This window comes from Nonomuraea sp. B208, assembly GCF_057536035.1.
In genome coordinates, this window is record NZ_BAAJOU010000026.1 from 28,291 (window position 1) to 52,067 (window position 23,777).

At 73.1% G+C, this 23,777-nt stretch carries 23 protein-coding genes; 7 read left to right on the forward strand and 16 right to left on the reverse strand.

What is annotated here, in order from left to right:
• Nucleotides 1–2: 2 nt before the first annotated feature.
• Nucleotides 3–854, reverse strand: coding sequence for a GDSL-type esterase/lipase family protein (locus tag AC27IY_RS31330; RefSeq protein WP_449951821.1), 852 nt, complete (start codon nucleotides 852–854; stop codon nucleotides 3–5).
• Nucleotides 855–1,070: 216 nt separating this feature from the next.
• Here AC27IY_RS31330 and AC27IY_RS31335 point away from each other — a divergent pair, with 216 nt between their 5' ends.
• Entirely contained in the window at nucleotides 1,071–2,297 is a 1,227-nt protein-coding gene (locus AC27IY_RS31335; protein ID WP_344215400.1) for an isochorismate synthase, read from the forward strand.
• A gap of 6 nt (nucleotides 2,298–2,303) precedes the next feature.
• Here AC27IY_RS31335 and AC27IY_RS31340 read toward each other — a convergent pair whose 3' ends face one another.
• Nucleotides 2,304–2,924 (reverse strand): YigZ family protein, encoded by a 621-nt coding sequence (locus tag AC27IY_RS31340; protein ID WP_487180088.1) that lies wholly within the window; start codon nucleotides 2,922–2,924, stop codon nucleotides 2,304–2,306.
• Nucleotides 2,925–2,997: 73 nt separating this feature from the next.
• Here AC27IY_RS31340 and AC27IY_RS31345 point away from each other — a divergent pair, with 73 nt between their 5' ends.
• Nucleotides 2,998–3,333 carry a hypothetical protein gene (locus tag AC27IY_RS31345; RefSeq protein ID WP_487180089.1) on the forward strand — a complete coding sequence of 112 codons (336 nt, stop codon included), beginning with the start codon at nucleotides 2,998–3,000 and terminating at the stop codon, nucleotides 3,331–3,333.
• A 10-nt stretch (nucleotides 3,334–3,343) separates the two neighbouring features.
• Here the strand turns inward: AC27IY_RS31345 and AC27IY_RS31350 are convergent, their stop codons facing one another.
• The 6 genes from AC27IY_RS31350 to AC27IY_RS31375 form a co-directional block, all read right to left on the reverse strand.
• A complete protein-coding gene (locus tag AC27IY_RS31350; protein WP_487180090.1) occupies nucleotides 3,344–4,630 on the reverse strand; it encodes an MFS transporter in 1,287 nt (428 codons plus the stop codon).
• Complete coding sequence (locus tag AC27IY_RS31355) at nucleotides 4,630–5,217, reverse strand: helix-turn-helix domain-containing protein (RefSeq protein ID WP_487180091.1); 588 nt, start codon at nucleotides 5,215–5,217, stop codon at nucleotides 4,630–4,632. The genes AC27IY_RS31350 and AC27IY_RS31355 overlap by 1 nt, the downstream gene beginning before the upstream one ends.
• A gap of 72 nt (nucleotides 5,218–5,289) precedes the next feature.
• The gene (locus AC27IY_RS31360; protein WP_423448717.1) at nucleotides 5,290–6,660 is read right to left on the reverse strand and encodes a glycosyltransferase family 4 protein; all 1,371 of its coding nucleotides are present in this window, start codon (nucleotides 6,658–6,660) and stop codon (nucleotides 5,290–5,292) included.
• A 176-nt stretch (nucleotides 6,661–6,836) separates the two neighbouring features.
• On the reverse strand, nucleotides 6,837–9,977 hold the full coding sequence (locus AC27IY_RS31365) for a S41 family peptidase (protein ID WP_487180092.1): 3,141 nt from the start codon (nucleotides 9,975–9,977) through the stop codon (nucleotides 6,837–6,839).
• A gap of 70 nt (nucleotides 9,978–10,047) precedes the next feature.
• Nucleotides 10,048–10,170 carry a hypothetical protein gene (locus tag AC27IY_RS31370; RefSeq protein WP_281249613.1) on the reverse strand — a complete coding sequence of 41 codons (123 nt, stop codon included), beginning with the start codon at nucleotides 10,168–10,170 and terminating at the stop codon, nucleotides 10,048–10,050.
• 101 nt (nucleotides 10,171–10,271) lie between these two features.
• Entirely contained in the window at nucleotides 10,272–11,354 is a 1,083-nt protein-coding gene (locus AC27IY_RS31375; protein WP_487180093.1) for an Rv2578c family radical SAM protein, read from the reverse strand.
• A 134-nt stretch (nucleotides 11,355–11,488) separates the two neighbouring features.
• On the opposite strand from AC27IY_RS31375, the gene AC27IY_RS31380 reads away from it, so the two are divergent.
• A complete protein-coding gene (locus tag AC27IY_RS31380) occupies nucleotides 11,489–11,833 on the forward strand; it encodes a DUF3040 domain-containing protein (RefSeq protein WP_487180094.1) in 345 nt (114 codons plus the stop codon).
• 51 nt (nucleotides 11,834–11,884) lie between these two features.
• On the opposite strand, the gene AC27IY_RS31385 is transcribed toward AC27IY_RS31380, so the two are convergent.
• From AC27IY_RS31385 to AC27IY_RS31395, 3 genes are read right to left on the reverse strand one after another with little or no spacing between them, the layout of a single operon-like run.
• Complete coding sequence (locus tag AC27IY_RS31385; RefSeq protein ID WP_487180095.1) at nucleotides 11,885–12,739, reverse strand: carbohydrate deacetylase; 855 nt, start codon at nucleotides 12,737–12,739, stop codon at nucleotides 11,885–11,887.
• Nucleotides 12,740–12,781: 42 nt separating this feature from the next.
• On the reverse strand, nucleotides 12,782–13,264 hold the full coding sequence (locus tag AC27IY_RS31390) for an OsmC family protein (RefSeq protein WP_344215380.1): 483 nt from the start codon (nucleotides 13,262–13,264) through the stop codon (nucleotides 12,782–12,784).
• On the reverse strand, nucleotides 13,261–13,923 hold the full coding sequence (locus tag AC27IY_RS31395; RefSeq protein WP_487180096.1) for a GntR family transcriptional regulator: 663 nt from the start codon (nucleotides 13,921–13,923) through the stop codon (nucleotides 13,261–13,263). The genes AC27IY_RS31390 and AC27IY_RS31395 overlap by 4 nt, the downstream gene beginning before the upstream one ends.
• 103 nt (nucleotides 13,924–14,026) lie before the next feature.
• On the opposite strand from AC27IY_RS31395, the gene AC27IY_RS31400 reads away from it, so the two are divergent.
• Together AC27IY_RS31400 and AC27IY_RS31405 are read left to right on the forward strand one after the other, a co-directional pair.
• Entirely contained in the window at nucleotides 14,027–14,674 is a 648-nt protein-coding gene (locus AC27IY_RS31400) for a PadR family transcriptional regulator (RefSeq protein WP_487180097.1), read from the forward strand.
• A gap of 143 nt (nucleotides 14,675–14,817) precedes the next feature.
• Nucleotides 14,818–15,681, forward strand: coding sequence for an alpha/beta fold hydrolase (locus tag AC27IY_RS31405; protein ID WP_487180098.1), 864 nt, complete (start codon nucleotides 14,818–14,820; stop codon nucleotides 15,679–15,681).
• Here AC27IY_RS31405 and AC27IY_RS31410 read toward each other — a convergent pair.
• From AC27IY_RS31410 to AC27IY_RS31430, 5 genes are all read right to left on the reverse strand, one after another.
• Nucleotides 15,678–17,252: a penicillin-binding transpeptidase domain-containing protein gene (locus AC27IY_RS31410; protein WP_487180099.1), complete on the reverse strand. Its 1,575-nt coding sequence runs from the start codon at nucleotides 17,250–17,252 to the stop codon at nucleotides 15,678–15,680. The two genes, AC27IY_RS31405 and AC27IY_RS31410, sit on opposite strands and share 4 nt — an antisense overlap.
• Before the next feature lie 30 nt (nucleotides 17,253–17,282).
• Nucleotides 17,283–17,975, reverse strand: coding sequence for a lysophospholipid acyltransferase family protein (locus AC27IY_RS31415; protein WP_344215368.1), 693 nt, complete (start codon nucleotides 17,973–17,975; stop codon nucleotides 17,283–17,285).
• A gap of 250 nt (nucleotides 17,976–18,225) precedes the next feature.
• Nucleotides 18,226–18,822 (reverse strand): NUDIX hydrolase, encoded by a 597-nt coding sequence (locus tag AC27IY_RS31420; RefSeq protein WP_487180100.1) that lies wholly within the window; start codon nucleotides 18,820–18,822, stop codon nucleotides 18,226–18,228.
• 55 nt (nucleotides 18,823–18,877) lie between these two features.
• Nucleotides 18,878–19,138, reverse strand: a complete 261-nt coding sequence (locus AC27IY_RS31425; protein WP_487180101.1) for a hypothetical protein — start codon at nucleotides 19,136–19,138, stop codon at nucleotides 18,878–18,880.
• Between the two features lie 54 nt (nucleotides 19,139–19,192).
• Entirely contained in the window at nucleotides 19,193–21,184 is a 1,992-nt protein-coding gene (locus tag AC27IY_RS31430; RefSeq protein WP_487180102.1) for a HelD family protein, read from the reverse strand.
• Between the two features lie 68 nt (nucleotides 21,185–21,252).
• Between AC27IY_RS31430 and AC27IY_RS31435 the strand changes: the two genes are divergently transcribed.
• Together AC27IY_RS31435 and AC27IY_RS31440 are read left to right on the forward strand one after the other, a co-directional pair.
• Nucleotides 21,253–21,867, forward strand: coding sequence for a TetR/AcrR family transcriptional regulator (locus AC27IY_RS31435; RefSeq protein ID WP_487180103.1), 615 nt, complete (start codon nucleotides 21,253–21,255; stop codon nucleotides 21,865–21,867).
• Nucleotides 21,868–22,072: 205 nt separating this feature from the next.
• Nucleotides 22,073–23,770 (forward strand): SulP family inorganic anion transporter, encoded by a 1,698-nt coding sequence (locus AC27IY_RS31440; protein WP_364452609.1) that lies wholly within the window; start codon nucleotides 22,073–22,075, stop codon nucleotides 23,768–23,770.
• Nucleotides 23,771–23,777 lie beyond the last annotated feature (7 nt).

Below are 23,777 nucleotides of genomic sequence, written 5' to 3' on the forward strand. Positions count from 1 at the left end.
GATCAGCGGGGGTCAATCCAGTCGAAGCCGCTCTTGAAGGTCTGCGCGGCCAGCGCCCGCTGCCCCGCCGCGCTCGGGTGGAAGAAGTCCCACTTGCTGACGTGCTCCAGCGTGAACGGGAAGGAGAAGACCGCCCCGCCGTCGGTGCGGCACTGCGGGCCGTAGGCGGCGCAGACCTCGGCGGAGGCCCGGTTGTAGGCGATCACCCGGGCGCGCACCCGGTCGCGTCGCGCGGCGTCGGCCTTCTTCGTCGACGACGGATTGGCCAGCATCGTCGGGCAGACCCGGCCGAGCGTCCAGAACGTACGGGCGACCGGGTCGTCCTTGCCGACCTGCCACAGCCGCCGCAGGTCGGGGACGCTCGCGAACAGCACCCGGGCCCCCGGCATCCCGGCGCGCAGCGTGTCCAGCGCGGTCTCCAGGCGCTGCCGGTAGGTGGCGACCGGGGTCATGGCCTTCTCGGTGCGCACGCAGGCGTCGGTGGCGCCGATGAGCACGGTCACGTAGTCGGCCTTGGCCTCGACCGCCCTGTTCACCTGGCCGAGCAGGTCGGCGCTGGTCGCGCCGGGGGCGGCGAAGTTGAGGTTGTGGCCCTGGAGCGTTCCAGAAAGCTTCGACAGGCGCTGGTAGTGGCTGGAGACGGAGGCGTGGTCGCCCGCCGACCACGAGCGCGAGGTGCAGGAGACGTACCAGCCGCAGGCGTTGAAGCCGGTGGAGATGGAGTCGCCGAGGGCGGCCATGACCTCGGGGACCGGCTCGGCGAAGGAGGTGGAGGTCGCGGCGGCGGCCGGAGCCGTGACCGTACCGGTGAGGACACTAGCAGCGGCGAGAACAGGGGCCAGGCGACCGATCATGGCCCCAAAGGTAGAGAGCCGGGCAGGCCCCGGCCATCGCGTCCGGGCAGGTCTGCCGTTTCGGGACCGACTTCATATGGCGGCTTGACAGCCCGAAGGCCGGCCGGTCGGGCCCGTCCCCCAACCGTTCCGCTTTTTTCCGGATTTGCTTGCCTTAACGTGGCATTCACGGGGGTCAGAGTCGAACATGTTCAGGTGACGCATAGCATGTCTTGAGTGAGTGTCGCGCTCGGAACAACCCGCCCGCTGCCGGTTCGCACCACACCGGTCGGCGATCCCGGCGACCTGCTGGCCTCCCTGCCCAGGTCGTCGCCGTACGCCTGGATCAGGAACGGCGAAGGGATCGTCGGATGGGGTGAGGCGGCCCGCGTCGCCGTGCCCCCGGGCTCGGGCCGTTTCGCCTGGGCCCGCGAGTGGCTGGCCGACGTGCTCGGCGGGGCCGGGGTCCCCGGCGCGGGAGGGCCGGGCACCGGCCCGGTCGCCTTCGGCAGCTTCACCTTCGACGAGGACGCGCACGGCTCGGTGCTCGTCGTGCCGCAGGCCGTGCTGGCCCGCCGCGACGGCCGCGCCTGGCTGACCACGATCGGCGACGCGCCGCTGGAGACCGTCACACCGGTGCTCGACCCCGGCCGCATCAGCTACGGCGACGGCAGCCTCACCGCGCCCGAGTGGGAGCACGTGGTGGCCCGCGCCGCCGCCCGCATCCGCGACGGCGAGCTGGAGAAGGTCGTGCTCGCCCGCGACCTCGTCGCCACCGCCGAGCGGGCCATCGACGTGCGGCTGCTGCTGTCCAGGCTGGCCGGCCGCTACCCCGAGTGCTACACGTTCTCCGTCGCCGGGCTGGTCGGCGCCACGCCCGAGCTGCTCATCCGGCGCACCGGCCAGGAGATCGAGTCGCTGGTGCTGGCCGGCACGACCGCGCGCGGCACCGGCCCCGCCGACGACCTCGCCCGCGGCACCGCGCTGCTCGCCTCCGCCAAGGACCGGCACGAGCACGAGTGCGCGATCGCCTCCGTACGCACCGCGCTGGGTCCGCTCTGCTCGTCGCTGGAGACGCCCGACGAGCCCGAACTGCTCGTGCTGCCCAACGTCCAGCACCTCGCCAGCCACGTCACCGGGCGGCTCGCCGACGGGGCGTCGGTGCTCGACGTGGTCGCCGCCATGCACCCGACGGCGGCCGTCGGCGGCACCCCGACCGACCTGGCGTCCAAGATCATCCGCGAGCTGGAGGGCATGGACCGCGCCGGCTACGCCGGGCCGGTCGGCTGGATCGACGCCAACGGCGACGGCGAGTGGGGCATCGCGCTGCGCTCGGGGCTCGTACGCGGGCGGCGGGCCCGGCTGTTCGCCGGCTGCGGCATCATGGGCGACTCCGACCCGGCCGCCGAGCTGGCCGAGGCGCAGGCCAAGTTCCGCGTCATGCAGTACGCCCTGGAGGGATAGGACGCGTCAGGCGGGGACGTGCACGTCCTCGCCGACGCTCACCCGGGCACGGCCCGCCGTCAGCGTCGCCACCCATTCGCCGAACGCCGTCACCTCGTCCTCGCCCACCGCCACGCTGAAGGTGACCTGGGCGGCGTAGGCGACGTCCTCGACCGCGTACCGCGAGGCGCGCAGGTCGTTCTCCACCCGGCCGGCCTGGTCGTGCGCCACGGCCACGCGCACCCGCCTGGCCGGCACCATCCGCACCGGCTCGGCCCGGTCGAGGGTCTCGGTCACCGCCGAGCCGTAGGCGCGCACCAGCCCGCCCGCGCCGAGCAGCACGCCGCCGAAGTAGCGCGTCACCACCGCCACCACGTCGCTGTAGCCGCGCCCGACCAGCGCCTGCACCATGGGCGTGCCCGCGGTGCCGCCCGGCTCGCCGTCGTCGTCGCCCTTCTGGACGCGCTGCCCGATGACGTAGGCCGTGCAGTTGTGGGTGGCGCCGGCGTGCTCGCGCCGCCGCCCGGCGATGAACGCCGCCGCCTCCTCCACGCTGCGCGCGGGCGCGACCGCGCAGATGAAGCGCGAGCGCCGCACCTCGGTCTCGTGCTCGACGGGGGCGGTGAGGGTGAGGTACGGGGCAGGCACATTCGACAGGGTATGCCCTCGCCTGTGGCGGTCGGCGGGCTACCATCGCCTACAGACCTCAGGGGAGGGTCTTATGCGGAATTCGCGGCACTTGCCGGTGGACGTCGCCGACGACGTCATGCCCTTCGCCACCCTCGCCATCGACGCCTACGGCGTGAGCGTGCTGGCCAGGACCAGGGAGTCGGCCGCCGGCACCCCGGTCGCCCTCGGCACGCGGGTGCTGCAGCGGGTGTTCGGCCGGGGCGACGCCCACACCCGAGGGCTCATCGAACGGGCGGCGAAGGCGACAGGGGACGGCAGGGAGGCGTTGCGCTCGGCGATCGTGGCGGCCTTCCGCGACGACCCGATCCTGGGCCCGGAGGTGGCCGCGATGCTGCTCCGCGCCCCGCTGACCGCCGACCGCACCTGAGCCCGCGGCCTCATGGGCTCCCGGACGGCTCCGGGACGGCGTCGGAGGCGGGCGGGCCCTGGCCGCGGAGGCGGTCCATGTCGCGGGCGGCCGGATGCAGCCCCGCGAGCGTGGTGGTCAGCCCGTAGACCACGCCGCAGGCCACCAGCACCGGCGCCAGCCCGGCCGCCGCGACCGCCGCCCCGGCCAGCACCCCGGCGACGGGGATCCCGGAGAAGGCCAGCGACGTCTGCAACGCGCCCACCCGGCCGAGCAGGTCGCGGGGCACCCGCTCGTACGCGACCGCCCCCAGGATCGGGTTGAGGAACCCGCCGCAGAACCCGCCCACCCCGAACACCGCCATCACCGCCCACACCGGCACCCCGTCCACGGCCAGGATCAGGTACTGCGGCGGCCCGGCCACCAGGAACGCGGCGAAGAACACCGGCCGCCGCCGCAGCCGGTGCGCCAGCGCCGCCGCCACGAGCCCGCCCCCGATCGCGGTCAGCCCCATGAAACCCCGGCTGAGACCCCAGACGGCGGGCCCGTGGCCCGATCCCTCGGCCCACACGGGCCCGAGCACCTGGGCGTAGGCCGCGTCCAGCAGGTTCGTCACCGCCACGGTGGCGATCAGGACGAGCAGCAGCGGCTGCCCCCGCAGGAACGCCCACCCCTGCCCGAACCGCCGCCAGTACCCGCCGTCCTCCCGATCGGGAGAGGCGGGGGCGCGGTGGCCCATGCCGCGCGGCAGCGCCCAGGCCACCACCACCGAGCCCAGCCCGAAGCACGCGGCGCTGACCGCGAGCCCGGCAGGCGCGCCCACCGCCGCGACCGTCGCGCCGCCCGCGACCGGCCCGACGAGCTGGGCCAGCCGCTCCACCGCGCCCATCAGCCCGGTGGCCCGCTCCAGCGGCACCCGCCCCCGGTCGGCCGCCTCGGGCACCATGATCGACTTGGCCAGGTCGCCGGGCCCGCGCGCCGCCCCGATGACCGCGACCAGCCCGGCCAGCACGCCGAGCGGCAGCAGCGACAGCGCGTGCAGCAGCGCGATCGCCCCGGCCGCGCCCGCGCTCACCACGTCACCGGCGAACGACACGCGCCGCGGCCCGATCCGGTCGAGCAGCGGCCCGGCCATCAGCTTGACCACCACGTACGGCGCCATCTCGGCGAAGGCGACGACACCCGTCCAGACCGGGCTCCCGGTGGTCACCAGCACGAACCAGGGCACCGCGATGGCCGACACCCGCGTGCCGGTGAGCGACACCGCCACGGCCGCCAGCACCCCCGCGAGCGGCTTGGGCAGCGCCGTCGCGGCCATCAGCCCTCCTCGGGCTCTTCTTCGAGCTCGGGCAGGATCTCGGTGATCAGCACGACCCGCCGGGCGTCCGGGGGCGCCTCCTCGCCGTCGCGCCGGTAGCGGGCGATCACCTCGCCCAGCTCCTCCCGCAGCCGCCACCCCTCCTCCTCGGTGAGGCGCAGCGCGAAGGAGCTGAGGTCGAGCACCCGCCGCCAGCCGTGCGACATGGTCTGCAGCTCGTTGAGCGCCTGCTGGGTGCGCAGGTTGTACAGGGCCGCGATGGAGTGCATGTAGGCGTGCACGGCCTCCGGCTCGGCGTCGGTGAGCCCTTCGTCGGTGAGCCGGGTGACGCGGTGGACCGAACGCCACCAGCGCTCCCGGGCGTTGCCGCGCTCGGCGTCCTCCTCCACGAACCCGGCCGCGCCCAGCTTGCGCAGGTGGTAGCTGGCGGTGCCGGAGTTGACGCCGAGACGTTCGGCGAGGCGGGTGGCGGTCGAGGGGCCGTGCTTGCGCAGCAGCTCCACGAGCTGGACGCGGACGGGGTGGGCGAGCGCCCGCAACCCTTTGGCGTCGAGGACGACGACGCCGCTCTCCCGGGGATCGGCCATGGCCCCCACCCTAGACCGCAAACACTTCTTCGCAAACAGTTCTTCGCGAAGAAGTGTTTGCGGTCTACGGGATCAGGACGTGACCTCGGGAGCGACCGGCACCACCGTGAGCCGGGCGCGCGGCGCGGCGACGGCCTGCGCAGGGGCCTCCGGGACGGATGGCTCGGCGGGCGGCTCGGCCGTACGCGGGACGTAGGTGCCGTCGCGGCGGGCCAGCAGCTCGGCCAGCAGCGCGTCCCACTTGCGCCCGACCGCCTCCACGCTGTACGTCTCCGCCTTCTCCAGCGCGCCGGCGCCCAGGTCGCGGCGGAGCTGCTCGTCCTCGATGACCCGGATGATGCCGGCCGCGAGGTTGGCGTTCGTCCGCGGCTTGATCAGCAGCCCGTCCACCTCGTTCTTGATCATCTCCTTGGGGCCGTGCGGGCTGTTGAAGCTGACGATCGCCAGCCCCTTGGCCATGGCCTCCAGGACCGTCATGGGGAAGCCCTCGTGGCGCGAGCTCATCACGTACAGCGACGCCTTCTCCAGCTCGGCACCGACGTCGGTGGTCGGCCCCGGCAGCTCGACCTTGTCCTGCAGCCCCGCCTCGGCGATCTGCGTCCGCAGGTTGTCCTCCTGCGGCCCGGCGCCGAAGATGCGCAGCTTCCAGTCGGGGTGGGCGGCGGCGACGGTCTCCCAGGCGGTGATGAGCCGGTGGAAGCCCTTGATCCGGGTCATGCGGCCGACCGCGACGGCCACCTTGGCGTCCAGCTTCGACGGGTCGCCGGACATCGGCGGCACGGCGTTGGGGATGCGGGTGAGCTTGCGCGGCTTCTTCGGCAGCGCCTCGCGGTAGTCGTTCAGGTCGGCCCTGGTGAGGGTGACGAGGGCGTCGAGGCGGCGGTAGCGCCACTTGATGAGCTTCTGCACCGGCTCCGGCTGCGTGCGCAGCGCCACGTGCTCCTGCCCGATCGTGATCACCCCCGGCAGGGCTAACTGGGCCATCACGAGGTTGAGCCCCGGACGGGTGCCCATGAGCACGCCGGTGTCGAGCGACCGGATGTAGCGGGCGAGCTGCAGGTCGGTCCACATGTTGAAGCGGTGGTAGGCCGACTCCTCCTGGGGGATCAACCGGCTCGGCCGCTTCGACAGCAGCGCGCGCAGCGGGTTGCGGCTCGGCCGCAGCCGGTCGTCCAGGAAGCGGAAACGCACCCGGGGGTCGATGGGGAAGAACGGCTCCTCGGCCTCCTTCAGGATGCTCACGATCTCCACGTCGTGCTCCTCGGCCAGGTAGCCGGCCAGGTTGAACACGGTCCTGATCGTGCCGCCCATGCCGTGGGCGTGCAGCAGCAGGATGTGGATCCGCTGCGTCGAAGGGGGCGGCGCGCTCCGCGCCTTGCGCCGGTTGTACCCCCGATAGAGCCGCAGCGCGGCCGATCTGCCCTTGCGTGCGAGTGCGCGCACCGTACGGGTCCCCCTTGAGAACGAGAAAGCGATCAACAACACTTCACGGCCGTACGCGAGGTCGTGTAGCCCCTGCGCCGGCCGGCGTTCACCTGAGCGGTCTTGCGTGAGCGGGAAGCACTGTTCAGCCCCGGTGTGCTTTCCTCACCTATGATCATTAGACGCCGCAGGGGTGACTAAGGTTGCATACGCGGCCGATGCCGCGGATCGGGCGTGTGCGGGGGATGCTCGGCCAGCAGCTCCAGCGCCACGTCGATGGCCCGTTCGAGCTGGGTGTCCACGCCGCGCGCGTAGTCCTGCGGGGTGATGTCCACTTCGATGTCGGGGTCGGTGCCGTAGTTCTCCACCTGCCAGCCGACGTCGTCGAAGGCGAAGGAGAACTCCGGCTGCGTCGTCACCGTGCCGTCGGCGAGCTGGTGGCGTGGCCAGATGCCGATGACGCCGCCCCAGGTGCGTTTGCCCACCAGCGGCCCCAGCTTCAGCAGCTTGAAGGTGTGGCTGAAGATGTCGCCGTCGGAGCCCGCCCACTCGTTGGCGATGGCGACCAGCGGCCCGCGCGGCGACTCCGGCGGGTACGGCTCCGCCGCCCCCCACCGCGGGTAGTCGTAGCCGAGCCGGCGCCGGGCCAGCTTCTCCAGCAGCAGCGCCGAGACGTGACCGCCGCCGTTGAAGCGCACGTCCACGACGAGCGCGTGCCGGTCGTGCTCGGCGAGGAACCCCCGGTGGAACTCGCCGAACCCGTCCGGCCCCATGTCGGGCACGTGCAGGTAGCCGACCCGGCCGCCGGAGCGCTGGTGGCAGCGGGCCCGGTTGAGATTGACCCAGTCGCGGTAGCGGGCCGGCTGCTCGTCGGCCAGGGTCCGCACGGTGACCGCGAACACCTTCTCGCCGCGCCGCAGGGTCAGCTCGACCTCCTCACCGGCCTGGTTGACCAGGCGCTCGTTCGGGGTCGCGACGCCGTCGCCGATGGGCGCGCCGTCGATGGCCAGCACCGCGTCGCCGGGGCGTACGTCGAGGCCGAGCCGGTTGAGCGGCGAGGTCGCCTTCGGGTCCCACGGGTCGCCGGTGACGAGGGAGGCGATGTGGTAGACGCCGTCGCGGCGCTCCCAGTCCACGCCCAGCTTGCCCTGCGTGTAGTCGGGGCCGGGGCGGTACTCGCCGCCGCTCTCGTAGGCGTGGCTGGTGGCCAGCTCGCCGTGCAGCTCCCACAGCAGGTCGGAGAACTCGCCCCGGGTCGTCACCCGGTCCACGAGCGGCTGGTAGCGGTCGTACACCGCCGGCCAGTCGACCCCCGCCATGTCCTCGGTCCAGAAGTTCTCCCGCTGCAGCCGCCACGCCTCGCGGAACATCTGCCGCCACTCGGCCTCCGGGCACACAGACACCTTGATCCGCGACAGGTCGATCCAGCCGCTCTCGCGCCCCGGCCGGTCGTCGTCGTGGCCCGGCACCTCGCCCGCCTTGACCACGCGCAGCCGCGAGCCGGTCCGGTACAGCAGCGTCCTGTGGTCGCGGCCCAGCTCGAAGTCCGTGACGCCCTCGGCGAAGGTCTCGTTGTCGTTCTTGGCGAAGTCGTACAGGTGCAGGACGTTGTCGCCCTCCACGGGGCTGGTGAGGATGAGCGCCTTGCCCTTCAGCCCGGCCACCCGCTCGTAGCGGCCCTCGGGGAGCGGGAAGGCGGTGACCCGGCGGGCCAGGCCGTCCACGTCCACGCGCAGCGCCTCCGGCCGCTCCTCGCCGCCCTCCTCGTCCTCGTCCCCGTCCTCGTCGTCGTCCTTCCGCTCCAGGGGACGCTGGCGCGGCACGAACGGGTCCGGCACGTCGGCGCGCAGCGCCACCACGTACGGGCGGGTGCCGAGCGGGAAGCCCAGGTCGAACTGGAGCTGGTCGTAGACGGGGGAGAAGGTCCGCTGGCCGATGAAGTAGAGGTAGCGGCCCTCGGGGTCGAAGGCCGGCATCGAGTCGATCAGCACCGGCTCGGTCGCCTGCACGGTCCGCCCGCTCTCCGGATGGTGCAGCTTGATCGCGGTGGTCTGGGCGTTGAGCGGGGCGGCGTAGGCGAGCCAGGAGCCGTCGGGCGACCAGGCGGGGTCCTCCGGCGAGCCGTACGGGTTGGCCTCCACCAGGTCGCAGCGGCCCGTGGCCAGGTCGAGCAGGTGCAGCTCGTAGCGGTGGTTGACCACGGCCACCCGGTCGTGCGCCGGGTCGGGCACCAGCGCGGTGATCCGGCCCAGCCGGGCGACCTCCGTGCCGGGGCCGCCCTCTCCGCTCTCCAGGACGACCAGCCGCTCCTCGTCGTCGTCGTCGCTGGCCGCCGCGATCAGCCGTACGCCGTCGTTGAGCCAGGTCAGGAAGCGGTAGCGGACGCCGTCCTCGGCGCCCTGCCGGCGTACGGGGCCCTCCCAGCCGGCCATCGTGTACGCCTTGCCGCGCGCGGTGATCGCCAGCGCGCTGCCGTCCGGGCTGAGCGTGGCGCTCTCCAGGTAGTCGGCCGCCTCGACGAAGCGCCGGTTGCGCTGGGTGCGCGAGCTGGCCAGCGCCACCTCCAGCCGGCGCGGCCGCTCGCCCGGCTCCAGCAGGTAGAGGTCGGCGCCCGCGTGGTAGACCAGCCGGTGGCCGTCGCCGGACAGGTTGCGGGCGTAGTAGTCGTCGTGGTGGGTGAGCTTGCGCAGGTCGCCGCCGTCGGGCAGGCACGAGTAGACGTTGCCGACGCCCTCGTGGTCGCTGATGAAGCACACCCGCCCGCCGCTCCAGCAGGGGGAGGCGAGGTTGCCCGGCAGCCGGATCAGCCGCCGGAACTCGCCCCCGCCGGTGGGGTCGATCCACAGGTCGCCGACCGTGCCGCCCCGGTAGCGCTTCCAGCGGGCCGGGTCGGCGGTGTTGCGGCCGAGCACGATCATGCCGCCAGGGCCGTGGGCGATGGAGTTCGCGGGACCGTACGGCAGCCGCTCCGGCACCTCGCCCGGCGCCACCCGGTGCAGCCACTTGCGTCCCTCGAACGGCTGGGACTGGTCGCTGGCGTAGAGGATGCGGCCCTCGGGGTCCCAGCCGGTCACCGTGCAGCGCGCGCCGTGGAAGGTCACCCGGCGGGCCGCGCCCCCGGACGCCGGCATGACGTAGACCTCCTCGGGGCCCTCCTCGCGGCCGACGAAGGCGAGCTGGTCGCCACGGGGGGAGATGCGCGGATAGCCGGCCTCGGCCAGCCCGGCGGTGAGGCGGAAGGCCCGCCCGCCCTGGGCGGAGACCATCCACAGGTCGTCCTCGGCGGCGAACACCACGACGTCCTGGAACACGGAAGGGAAGCGCAGGTAGGCGGACATCGCGGCAGCTCCACGGTCGATGCGACAGCCGGGAGCCGGGCTCCCGGCTGTCCGATCATGTCACCATAGATCAGCTCTCGTCGGAGCCCTTCCTGGTTTCTTTCTTCGTCTCCTTGGCCTGCCGGCTCGTCTTGATGGCCTGCTTCTTCGACTTGCCCGACTTCGTGGCAGGTTTCTTCTTCGTGTCTGCCATTGGAATCCCCCCTGTACGGACAGAGCGCACGCGATGATTCGTGCACCAAGCTCATTGCTACCCATTTGTGCACGAAACCCGACATGCCGCCTATGTGCGCCTCACAGCAGCCGAAGCTGCTCAGGCGGCGAGCCCTGTCCCAGATCGTGCCCCAGGCCGTGCTGCGGGCCCTGCCCTGGGCCGTCCTGCGGGGCCGGGCGGAGCCGGCGGCGGCGGGCCGACGCCGGGACGCCGCGGCCGACGCCGAAACGCTCCGCCAGCTCGCGCACCTGCGCCGTGATCCCCGCCTGGTAGGCCTTGGGCGCGTAGGCGCCGCGCCCGTAGAGCTCCAGGTAGCGCGGCACCAGGCGCGGGTGCTCGCGGGAGAGCCAGCGCAGCCACCACTCGCGGGCCCCCGGCCGCAGGTGCAGCACCATGGGAGTCACGTACGTGGCGCCCGCCTCGGCGACCGCCTTGACGGTGCGTTCGAGCTGGGCGGGGGAGTCGGTGAGGTAGGGGAGGACCGGCGCCATCAGCACCCCGCACGCGATGCCGTGGTCGTTGAGCGTGCGGCAGACCTCAAGGCGGCGCATCGGGTGGGGCGCGCCCGCTTCGACCGCCCGCCAGGCCTCCGGATCGACGAACCCGGTCGAGACGGCGGCGCTCACCTCGGTGACCTCGGCCGCCTCGGCGAGCAAATCGAGGTCGCGCAGGATCAGCGTGCCCTTGGTGAGGATGGAGAACGGGTTGGCGGCCTCGCTCAGCGCGGTCAGGATGCCGGGCATCAGGCGGTAGCGGCCCTCGGCGCGCTGGTAGCAGTCGACGTTGGTGCCCATGGCGATGTGGTGGCCGCCCCAGCGCGGCGAGGCCAGCTCCCTGCGGGCCAGCTCGGCGGCGTTGACCTTGACCACGATCTTGGAGTCGAAGTCCGCCCCGGAATCCAGATCAAGATATTCGTGCGTTTTCCGGGCAAAACAGTAAACACACCGATGGCTGCAGCCGCGATAGGGGTTGATCGTGTACTCAAACGGCACGCGACTGGCGGCCGGCACGCGGTTGACGATCGAGCGGGCCTGGATCTCGTAGAAGGTCATGCCCTGGAACTCGGGCGTGTCGAACGTCCGCGTGACCGCTCCGCGAGCGAACAGCGGGACGGACGGATCGGCCTCACCATCGGCGGTCAGGCGCAGGTTGTCCCAGCGCATGCCATGATTAGAACAAAAGTTCGAGCTTGATCGCAAACCGAAAAGAGGGTGCAATTACCTGGTCAGGCCGTGGCTAATGATCTTCATGGTTGGGCAGGAAGAGGCCACAGAGCTTGCGTTCCGGAGGTGCACGTATGGCCTGGTCGCAGGACGAGGAGCGGATGCTCGCCCAGATCGAGCAGTACCTCGTCGAGGATGATCCGCGACTCGTCGCACGGCTCGAGTCGTTCAACGAACGAGTCCGTCGCAGCGAGGCCAGGTCTCAGGGGCAGCCCGGCGCCTGGCGCCGGCCGCGCCGCTCGACGGTCATCATCCTGGTCAGCTGGGTGCTCATCGCCACGCTGGTCTCCACACTCCTGATCATGGTCCTGCACAACGAGCCCGCCGCGGGGCTGTCGCTGGGCGCGGTGCCCGGCGAACCGGCAGCCGAGCTCGCCACCGACACCGCCCCGATCCCCGCCTCGGCGGGGGCTCGCTGACGCCCTCAGCGCGCCGTCCGGTCCAGGCACGGTAAGGGCTCTCTGCCGCCCTCAGCGCCGTTCCGCCCAGGCGCGGCGGATGTCGCCGTAGCCGAGCACGGTGATCCCTTCCTGCCGTAGCAGTTCGCGAGCCTGCGGCGAGGTCAGGAACTCGTGGTCGCCGCGGCGCACCCGCCACCCGTCGGGGTCGGCGGCCTGTGACGCGGGCCCGCCGAGGCCGGGGTGCACCGCCCACTCGCTCAGGCCGGGCGGCAGCTCGCGCAGCGCGCGGGCGTACGCCTCGGCCTTGCCCGCGACGTCCAGGGCGAAGCTGTCCAGGAAGTCGTGGTCGAGCGCGGGCAGCCCGCGGGCGCGCAGCAGCTCCCGCGACGGCTCCAGCCAGGCCCGCACCGCCAGGCCGTGCTCGTCGGCCAGCTCCAGGGTCAGCTCGAACACGTCCGGACGCCCCCCGTCGGCCAGGCAGTGCCAGTCCAGGTGCGAAGGCTCCAGTCCCGCGTCCAGCACGGCTCGGAGCTGCGCCCGGAACTCGATCTCGATCTCGTCCAGCCGGGCGCGGGCCAGCACGCCCGGAGCGTCCTCGAAGGAGGGGAACCCGCCGGCGGCGTCCAGCAGCGACGGGATCAGCGCCCGCGGGGCGAGCGGGCCCCACGGGCGGCCCGGCTGCTCGCACACCAGCGTCAGATGGACACCGAACGGGATCTCCGGCCGGTCGCGCAGCAGCGCCATCGCGTGCGCCGCTCCCGGGCAGGGCGTCATGAGGCTGCACGAGGCGGCGACGCCGTCCTCGATCGACCGGATGACGGCCTCGTTGACCTCGGGGTGGAGTCCGAAGTCGTCGGCGTTGACGATCAGCAGGCGCGCCTCGGGCGGGAATCCCGGCAACGAGGCGGACGGTCGTGCAGTCATCTCCTCACCATGATCGTGGTGAACGTCCTGCACAACCTGTTTTCATGACGACGTCGTCGCGACGCGGATCTCCGGCTCGTGGCGTACCGGGAAGTTCACGGAGGAGGCGATGAAGCAGGCCTTGTGGGCGTCGGCGTGCAGGGCGGCGGCCTTCTCCGCCATCTCCGGGGCGGCCACCGTGACCTCGGGACGCAGCACGACCTCCGTGAAGTGGCCGCCCGCTGCGGTCTGCTCCATCGTGCCGCCGGCGCGGTCGACGTACGCGGTGACGACGACCCCGTTGACCGCGCACAGGTGCAGGTAGGACAGCATGTGGCACTGCGACAGCGCCCCGACCAGCAGCTGCTCGGGGTTCCAGCGGGACGCGTCGCCGCGGAAGGCCGGGTCGGAGCTGCCGGGGATGACGGCGGCCGGGCCGTCGGCGGACAGCTCGTGGTCGCGGGCGTAGTCGCGGTAGCCGCTGGTGCCGGTGCCCTTGTCGCCGGTCCAGGTCACGACGGTGGCGTAGGTGTGGTGGCGGTTCATGGGTGCTCTCCCTCGGATCGCGGTTCGGGTGCTCGGCTCGTGGTCGTACGGGTGTCCAGGACGTGGGCGCGGGCGACGGCGGCGGCCTCCTCGGGGCGGCCCGCCGTGATCGCGGCGAGCAGGTCCTCGTGCTGCGCGGAGACGTACGCGTGCCGGTCTGGCGGCGCCAGCGAGCGCAGCGTGGACACCTGGATCTGGTCCCAGACGCGCTCCAGCGTGCGCAGCGCCAGGGCGTTGCCGGCCAGCTCCGCGATCGTCTGGTGGAAGCGGCGGTTGAGCGGCACGGCGTCGGCCAGACGCCCCTCTGCCGTGGCGGTCGCCGTCCGCGCCGCGACGTCGTGCAGCGCGCGCAGGTCGGCGGGGGCGATGCGGCCCTCGCGCTGCCGCACCGCGGCCAGCTCGGCGGTGAGCGCCTCCAGAGCGGCCCGCACCTGGTAGGCCTCGTCCAGGTCGCCCTCCTCCAGGGCGACGACCGTGACGCCGCGCCCGGCCGGCCGGACCAGGCCGTCGGCGGCCAGCGCCCGCAGCGCCTCCCGTACGGGGGTCCGGCTCATCCGCAGGCTCGCGGCCACCTCCATCTCGGTGAGCCGCGCGCCCGGCGGATAGGCCCCGCCGAGAATCAGCTCCCGCAACCGGCTGCACGCCACATCGGTCTGCATGGGATGGATCTTAGCCCTTTGCATACATTGCATGCAAAGCGCGGAACCATTGTCAGAAATTACTCGCAGACGTATAATCGCTGACGAGTAAAGGAGAAACGACATGGCGAAGCGGCGGCCCGTACGCAACCTGCTGGGACTGGCCGTGCTCACCGTGCTCGTGCAGCGCCCTATGCATCCGTACGAGATGGCCTCGGTCCTGCGGGCCCGAGCCAAGGACCGCGACATGCGGATCAAATGGGGCTCCCTCTACACGGTGGTCGGCAACCTGGAGAAACACGGCCTGATCGCCGCCGTGGAGAGCAACCGCCAGGGCGCCCGCCCCGAGCGGACCGTCTACCGCGTCACCGACGCCGGCCTCGCGGAGGCCGCCGACTGGACGCGGGAGCTGCTCGCGGCCCCCGCGGACGAGCCGTCGGCGTTCGAGGCCGGGCTGTCGGTCCTCGGCGGCCTCGGCCCCGACGAGGTCACCGAGCTGCTGCGGCGGCGGCTCGCCGTCCTCGAGCGGCACGTCGCGGCAGACCGGGACGAGCTGGAACGCGACGGACGGGAGGTGCCCCGGCTGTTCCTCCTGGAGGCCGAGTACGCGCTCGCGATGCGGCAGGCCGAGGCCGCCTGGGTGCGCGCCCTGCTCGCCGAGCTCGCGGACGGCACGTTCCCCGGCCTGGACGCCTGGCGCGCCTACCGCGAGACCGGCCGGCTCCCCGACGACGTGGCCGCCGCGGCCGAAAGGGGACGCCTGGACGACTGAAGCAAGAACCCGGCGGCGGTGCTGGCACACCGCCGCCGGGTGACCTCGCATCCGACAGACCCGCGGCGCGGACCCCGGCCACGAGGTGGCAACGGCAACAATAGCCGGGCTCCCCGCCGCGGTCCCGACCATGGGGAGCGAACATGATCACACTTGACCGCGTGACGTCGCAGGACGGCACGGAGATCGCCTACCGCCGCCTCGGCGGCGACGGCCCCGGCCTGGTGCTGCTGCACGGCGCCATGCAGACCGGGCAGGGCAACATCGAGCTGGCCGAGGCCCTGTCCGGCGCGTTCACCTGCTACGTCCCCGACCGGCGCGGCCGGGGCCGCAGCGGCCCGGCAGGACCCCGCTACGGGCTCGCCCGCGAGGTCGAGGACCTCTCCGCGCTGCTCGCCGCGACCGGCGCCGAGCACGTCATGGGCGTCAGCTCGGGCGCCATCGTCGCCCTGCGCACCGCACTGGCACGCCCGGAGCTGCGTACGGTCGTCGCCTTCGAGCCGCCCCTCGACCTCGACGGCTCCAACCCGACCGGCTGGCTGGAGCGCTTCGACAGGGAGTTCGCCGCGGGCCGCGTCCCCGCCGCGCTGGTCACCGGCATGCTGGGGACCCGCATGGGCCCGGCGTTCCTCGGCCTGCTGCCCCGGCCCCTGCTGGAGGCCATGACCACCGCGATGCTCAAACGGCAGGACAGGACGGCCGCCCACGGCGAGCCGACGTTCCGCGAGCTCGCCCCGACCCTCCGCCAGGACGTCCAGGTCGTCGCCGAGACCGCCGACGACCTCGACGCCTACCGCCGGGTGCAGGCCGAGGTGCTGCTGCTCGGCGGCACGAGGAGCCCCGCCTACCTCAGGAACGCCCTCGCCGCCCTGCGCGGAGTGCTGCCCCGCTGCCAGCGTGTGGACCTGCCCGGCCTCGACCACAGCGCCACCTCGAACGCCGCGATGCGCGGCAGGCCGGAACAGGTCGCGGCGGAGGTCCGCCGCTTCCTGCGGCCGGCCGGTTAGAAGTTCTTCAGGAAGGTGGCGGCGACCGGCGCGGCCACCGCGCCGCCCCCGCCGCCGCCCTCCACGATCACCGCGAACGCCACGTCGCCCTTGAACCCCATGAACCAGGCGTGGGTCTCCAGCTTGTCGCCGACGTTGTACTCGGCCGTCCCGGTCTTGCCGCGCGTGCCCGCGGGCAGGCCGGCCTTCTTGGCGGTGCCCTTGGTGACGACGGCCGCCATCATCGTGTGGAGCCGGCTCTTCACCCCGCCGGGCAGCTTGCGCTCGGCCGCCTTCTGCTTCAGCGACGGCACCAGCGTCGGCGGACGCCACGTGCCGTCGGCGATGGCGGCCGCCACCGAGGCGATCGACAGGGGGCTGGCGGTGATCCTGGCCTGCCCGAACGACTCCGCCGCGAGCTCGGCGTCCGACTCCGGCTTGGGGAAGCTCGCCGGGGTCGCCGGGACGCCGATGTTGAGCGGCTGGTTGAAGCCGACCGCCTCGGCCGTCTTCAGCAGCTTCGTCCCGCCCAGCTTCGACTGGGCGAGCGGCGCGAAGGTCGTGTTGCACGAGTGGGCGAAGGAGTCCAGGAACGACAGCGAACCGAACGCCTCGTTGTCGGAGTTGCGGATCTTCAGGCCGCCGACGGTGGCGTACTCGGGGCAGGTGACGGTGTCCTCCGGCGACAAGCCGGCCGCCAGCAGCCCGATCGCGGTGACCGCCTTGAACGTCGAACCCGGCGGATAGCGGCCGTCCAGCGCCCGGTTGAACCCGCCGCGGTTGTTGACCACCGCCAGGATCTCCCCGGTCGAGGGCCGGATCGCCACCATGGAGGTCGGCTTCTCCACGTCCTTCACCGCGGCCACGGCGGCGGCCTGGGCACGGGGGTCGAGCGAGGTCTTGACCGGCTCGCCCTCGGCGCCCTCGATGGTCTCCAGCGTCTTGCCGCCGAGCTTGATGTCGGTGGAGGGGGTGCCGGCCAGCCGCTTCTGGAACGTCTCCTGCAGCCCGCCGCGGCCGATCGCCTGGCCTGTCTTGTAGGCCGAGCCGAGCTTGGCGACGTCGTCCTTGGACGCCTTGTCCAGGTAGCCGACGAGCTGCTGCACCGAGCCGCCGGCCGAGCCGTCGTCGATGCGCCCGCCGTCGGCGTCGGTGATCTCCGCCCGCTGCGGCCAGCGCGTCTTGACCGAGAACGTGGCCCCGTCCGTGAGCTGGGGATGCAGGGCCGTGGGCGACCAGTCGACCTTCCAGGTGCGGTCGGCCACGACCAGGTCGAGCCGGCCGTCGTAGGACCAGTCGCCGATGTTCTTCAGCTTCAGCGTCACGGTGTAGGGGACTCGGGCCTTGCCGTCGCCCTCGGTCACCTGGCCCAGCCGGACCGAGGTGCGCTCCACGCCGAGCGCGGTGCGCTGCTGCTCGTAGACGCCGAGCTGCTGCGGTGTCGCCAGCTCCCTGGCCATCGCGGCGGCGTCACCGGACTGCCAAGCCGCGACGAACCGCTGCGCGGTGCCGGCGGGAGTGCCCCGGGTGTGCAGCACGTAGTAGGCGCCGCCGGCCGCGGCTCCCACCGCGAGCACGGCCGCGGTGGACACGATCGCGATGGTCCGGCCCCGTGCCACCGATCAGCCCCCCGCCTCCGCCGACGTCGTGCGGGCCACGGCCGCTCCGTCGGCCCCCTTGACGCTGGAGGCGTAGACGGGCACGTATTCCTGCCCGGAGAGCCGCTGGATGGCGGCCATGACCTCGTCGGTGACCCGCCGCCGGTCACGGGCGCTGCGGTAGTCGCCCTCGAAACGCATCGGCTCGCCGATCGCGATGCCGATCCGCGCCGGGCGCGGCACCTTCGAGCCCAGCGGCAGCACCTTCTCGGTGCCGCTGAGCGCCACCGGCAGCACCGGCGCGCCCGTCTTCAGCGTCAGCCAGGCCACGCCGATCTTGCCGCGGTAGAGGCGGCCGTCGGGGGAGCGGGTGCCCTCGGGGTGGATGCCGAACAGCTCGCCCCGCTCCAGCAGCGCCGCGGCCTCCTCCAGCATCGCCTGACCGGCGTGGGCGCTCTCACGGTCGATCGGCAGGCTCCGCCCGATGCGCATGAAGAAGCCGGAGATCGGGTTGCCGTCGAAGTACTCGTTCTTCGCCGTGAACGTCACGTGCCGCGGCAGCAGCGCGGGCAGCAGGAACGAGTCGAGCACCGACAGGTGGTTGGCGGCCAGGATCCCGGGCCCGCTCCTCGGTACGTGCGCCGCGCCGGTGATGTGCGGCCGGCACATCGCGTGCGTCAGCGGAGCGGCGGCGAACTTGACCACTTCGTAAAGCAACAGGCTCTCCTGGATCATCGGGCGTTCGGCCACCCACCATAGAGCAGGCGCTCCGCCGGTGAGCGGAGCGCCTGGAAAGATTGAGGCCGATGTGGCGGTCGCCTCCTCGGCGAGGTGCACAACACGGCTCCAGCCGAACGGTATTCCGTGAAGGCGGTAATTTGCGGCCCGGGGGACACTAACCACATCGGCCTCTTGATGCTAACGGACGTTCGGGGCCCGCTATTCCACCGGCTCGCCGACGGCGTGGTCATGTCCGCGTCCAGTGCGGCTGGACGACGTCGAAGACCCGCTGCTCGCGCCCCCGCAGGGCCACCTCGGCGAACTGCCACAGAATCGCCCCCGTGGGCGCGTGGATCACGATGGACGGCCCCAGCGGCATCTGCAGCAGCTCGCCCTCCCACCGCGGCACCCCCGGCGCCAGGAACCACTCCAGCGGCACCTCGTGCACCGACGCCACCTCACGCGGATCGGCCACCGGCCGCTGCCGGCCGCCGAACGCCACCACCGGCGTGATCACGAACCCCGAGTCGGTGACGAAGTCGTCGAGCAGCCCCGCCACCTCGACCCCGGTCAGGCCCGTCTCCTCGGCCAGCTCGCGCAGCGCCGCCTCCACCGGCTGCTCGCCGCCGTCCAGCCGGCCGCCGGGCAGCGCCCACTGCCCCGGGTTGCGGCCCCGCGAGGCCCGCTTGATCACCACCGTGTACGGGACGCCGCCGGGGTCCTCCAGCACGCACACGGTGACGGCGGCCCGGCGAACGCCGCCCACCGGCGGCACCTCCCGCCGGTCGAACGCGGCCAGCCGGGCGGCCACCTCCTCGCGCAACACGTCGATCGGCGACAGCACCCGTACATGATCTCACGCCCGCCCCGCGCGCGGCGGGACGTGACGATCGGGCGTCTCACCTGACGCTCTCCAGCACCAGCGTCAGCACCGTCCCCGCCCCCATGCCCGCGCCCGCGGCCAGCGCGGCCCACCGGCCCAGGGGTTCGCCCCGCAGGTGGCCCAGGACCCCCAGGACGATGCCCGCCAGCCCGAACAGGACGGGCGCGTACAGCACGGCCACCGCCGCGCACACGCACCCGAGAACCGACGGCACCTGATCGATTCCCCGGCGCCGCCGCGCGGCGTCGTCCGGGGATGGAGCGTCGGGGTGGGGCACCGGGCGGGCTCCTTCCGGCGGGGACCTCCATCACACACCTCCGCCTGGGCCTTGTCAGCCCGTTGTCCCCGTGCGGGCGAGCTGGGGCGGGAGCGGCCGCGCGTGGACGACGTCGAGCCGGGACACGGCCCGGGTGAGCGCCACGTACAGCCGGTTGAGCCCGCGCCGCTCGCCCTCGGCGATGGCGGCAGGCTCGGCGACCACCACGTGGTCGTACTCCAGCCCCTTGACCAGCGACGCCTCCACCACGCTGAGCCGGTCGCCGAGGTCGAAGCCCTCGTCACGCAGCGCCGCGGCCAGCTCCGCGGCCTCCGGGTCGGCGGCGATCACCCCGATCGACCCCTCGAACCCGTACGCCTCCCGCACCGCCGCCACCACCCCCTTCCCCAGCTCCTCGACGGCGGTCACCCGCACCCGCCCGTCCGACCGGTACGACCGCGTCGGCGGCACGTCCGCCTCCAGCGACTCCAGCAGCCCGTTGGCCAGCTCCACCACGGCCCCCGGCACCCGGAAGCCGGTCGTCAGCGCCACGACCTCGCCCTCGGGCTTGCCGAGCAGCGCCATCCGCTCCGGCCACGAGGCCGCCGCCCACGGCGTGGTGCCCTGGGCCAGGTCCCCGAGCACGGTGAGCGAGCCGTGCTCGCTGCGCCTGGCCACCGCGCGGCACTCCATCGGGGACAGGTCCTGGGCCTCGTCCACGATGACGTGGCCGTAGCCGCGCGGGCGTTCGATCAGCCCGGCGATCTCGTCGAGCAGCACCACGTCGGCGGCCGTCCACTTGGCGCTCCTGGGGCCGCGCGGGGGCCGGGTCCAGGTGATCGCGGCCCGTTCCGCGTCGGTCAGCACCCCGCGCGCCGGGTCCGCGCCGTCGTCCGCCGGGCCGCTCAGGACCTCGTACAGGATTTCCTCCGGCTTGACCGGCGGCCAGAGTGCGTCGAGGGCGGGGGCGAGCGCGCGGGCCGTCCTGCGGCTCCAGGCGGCGTTGACGGTGACGCCGCGGGCCTCGGCCCGGCGGCGGACCGCTTCGAGCGTCCGCGCGTGCACGCGCTCGCGGCCCACGCCGTACGGGAGCGCGGCGCGGCGGGCGTCGTCCACGATGCGGCGCAGCTCGTCCTCCCCGACCCGCCACCGGTAGGAGCCGTCGGCCACGGTGACCGGCTCGACGGGCTTGCGTATGCGCCCGTACAGCGCCCTCCGCAGCACCTCCGCCATGCGGGCGTCGTGCTTGACGGCCGCCGCCTCCTCGCGGTCGGCGGCGGTGACGGGCACGGTCGCGAGCAGCCGCTCCAGCGTGGTCTGCTCGACGTCCACCTCACCGAGCGCGGGCAGGACGGCGGAGATGTAGCCGAGGAAGGCGCGGTTCGGGCCGAGGACGAGCACGCCGCCGCGTTCGAGACGGCGGCGGTGCGCGTAGAGCAGGTAGGCGGCCCGGTGCAGGCCCACCGCCGTCTTGCCGGTGCCCGGCGCGCCCTGGACGCAGACGCTCACGTCGAGGCCGGCGCGGACGAGGTCGTCCTGCTCGGGCTGGATGGTGGCGACGATGTCGCGCATGGGGCCGACGCGGGGGCGTTCGATCTCGGCGGCCAGGAGGCGGCCCCCGCCCTCCTCGCCCCGGTCGAGCCGTTCGTCCTCGTACGAGGTCAGCGTCATGCCCGACCACCCGAACCTGCGGCGCACCGCGACGCCCTGGGGATCGCGGGCCCCGGCGCGGTAGAAGGCCCGCGCGACCGGCGCGCGCCAGTCGATCACGACGGGCGGGCCGCCGTGCTCGCCGGTGATGTGCCGGCGCCCGATGTGGTACGCGCGCCCCCGGTGCTCGGCCGAGTCCGCGCCGAAGTCGAGGCGGCCGAAGAACGGCGGGCCCTCCGGCTCCTCGCTCAGCTCCTTGGCGAGGCTCTTGAGGTGGCGGCCCAGCCGCTCGGCGCTGTAGCGGTCGCCGGCCACGGTCTCGCCGACGATCACGTTGTCGCGCGCGCCCTCCAGCATGCGGCGGAGGCCCGCCCGGCAGCGTTCGACGTACGCGCGCTCCTCGTCGAGCGTCCCCATCGCGCCTCCTCAAAGTGTTAACTCGGTCAATATTTTGACCAGGTTAACACTTTGCTAGAGTGGGCGCCGTGACGGGACTCCGGGAGCTCCAGCGGCAGCGCGTGCGTGAGGCCATCTCCGCCGCGGCGATCGGGCTGTTCCTGCGGCGGGGCTTCGACGAGGTGCCGGTCACCGAGATCGCGGCGGCGGCCGGGGTGTCCAAGCCGACGCTGTTCAAGTACTTCCCGGCCAAGGAGGACCTCGTCCTGCACCGCATCGCCGACCACGAGGGCGAGTCCGCCCGCGTGGTGCGGGCGCGGGCCGAGGGGGAGACGCCGCTGGAGGCGCTGCGCCGCCACTTCCTCGACGGGCTCGCCCGCCGCGACCCCGTCACCGGGCTCAACGACCACCCCGAGGTCATGGCCTTCCACCGCATGGTGTTCTCGACGCCCAGCCTCCAGGCGCGGATGTTCCAGCAGATCTCCCGCGACGAGCAGGCGCTCGCCGGCGTGCTCGTGGAGTCGGGCGGGCTGGACGACCTGACCGCCGCGCTGCTCGCCGCCCAGACGCTGGCCGCGCAGCGGGTGCTGTCCCGCCGCATCTGGCAGTGGCTCGCCGATGGCCGTCCGCTCGCCGAGGTCGAGCCGGAGGCTATTGATGCCGCGAACCGGGCATTCTCCCTGTTGACGATGAATGGTTATTAATCCGGTAATGGTGCTTTCCGCTGTACGCGAGAAAGCCGGTGTTCAACCAGGTCGTCCAAGGTGCGCTTGATATTCTGAACAACGCCCTGACGATGTGCATCGTCATGCAATGAGCGTTGCGGGATTCTTTACCAGAAGGAGTGACAATGGAAGGCCCATTTACGGATAAATGCGATTACCCGGTGATTGTGAAGGATCACGGATCGTGACCGCCGTCCGGCTCTCCTTCGCCTGGGAGCGGCTGCGCGCGGTCCTGCCCGACCCCGCCGGCCTCGTCGCCATGACCCGCACCCCGCGCCGCGACCTCGTGGCCGGGCTCACCGTGGCGATCGTCGCCCTCCCGCTCGCGCTCGGCTTCGGCATCAGCTCCGGCATGGGCGCCGAGTCCGCCCTCGCCACGACCATCGTCGCCGGAGCGCTCGCCGCCTTCTTCGGCGGCTCACGGGTCCAGGTGTCCGGCACGAGCGGCGCCATGACCGTCATCCTCATCCCGATCATGAGCACGCACGGCCCCTCCGGGGTGCTCGCCGTCGGCGTGCTGGCCGGGCTGCTGCTGATCGTGCTCGCGCTGGCCCGCGCGGGCCGCTGCATCGCGCTCGTGCCCGCCCCGGTGGTGGCCGGGTTCACCGTGGGCGTGGCCTGCGTGATCGGGCTGCAGCAGCTCCCCACCGCACTCGGCGTGCCGGCCAGCGGCCACGACAAGGTCGCCGTCGTCGCCTGGCACGCCCTGCTCGACTTCCTGGCCCGCCCCCACTGGTGGGCCATGTCCGTCACCATCGCCGTGGCCGCCGTGCTGCTCGTGGGGGCGAGCCTGCGGCCCACGGTGCCGTTCTCGCTGCTCGTCGTGGTCGTCACCGCCGTCGTCGCCGAGACGGCCGAGCTGCCGCTGGCCCGCATCGGCACCCTGCCCACCGGGCTGCCCGCGCCCTCGCTCGGCTTCCTCGACGCCGCCGTGCTGCCGTCGCTGGTCGGGCCGGCCGTCGCGGTGGCCGCCCTCGCCGCGCTGGAGTCCCTGCTGTCGGCCTCCGTCACGGACGGCATGACGCGGGGTCCCCGGCACGACCCCGACAGGGAGCTGTTCGGGCAGGGGGTCGCCAACCTGGTGGCGCCGATGTTCGGCGGCATGCCCGGCACGGGCGCGATGGTCCGCACCGCGGTCAACGTGCGCGCCGGCGCCCGCTCGCGCCTCGCGGCGCTCTCGCACGCGGGCATCCTCGCCGCCATCGTCTACGCCGGGGCCGAGCTGGTGTCCAAGATCCCGCTCGCCGCGCTGGCCGGCGTGCTGCTCGCCACCTCCATCAGGATGATCGAGGTCGGCACCGTGCGCGCCCTGTTCCGCTCCACCCGGTCCGACGCCGTCGTCCTGGTGCTCACCGCCGTCGCCACGCTCATCCTCGACACGGTGCTCGCCATCGTCGTGGGGCTCGTGGTGGCGGGGGCGCTCGCGCTGCGCCAGCTCGCCCGCAACACCCGCCTCGACCCCGAGCCGCTGCGCCACGAGGAGCACCTGCAGCACACCGAGGACGAGCACGCGCTGCTCGCCGAGCACATCGTCACCTACCGGCTGGCGGGCCCGCTGTTCTTCGCGGCGGCCCACCGGTTCCTGCGGGAGCTGTCGGCGGTGACCGGCGTGTCGGTGGTCGTGCTGCGCATGTCACGGGTCACCGGCATCGACGCCAGCGGGGCGCTGGTGCTCGGCGACGCCATCGAACGTCTCGAACGGCGCGGCATCCTCGTCTACGTCTCCGGCATCCCGGACGGCCACCACCAGCCGCTGGAGGCGCTGGGGGTGATCGCCCGGCTCAGCGAGGCCGGCCAGGTCTTCGCCACCACGACGGAGGCCATCGCGGCCGCCCGCGACCGCCTGCACAACACCGGCGTCCTGCCCCGCCTCGCCGGCTGACCCGTCC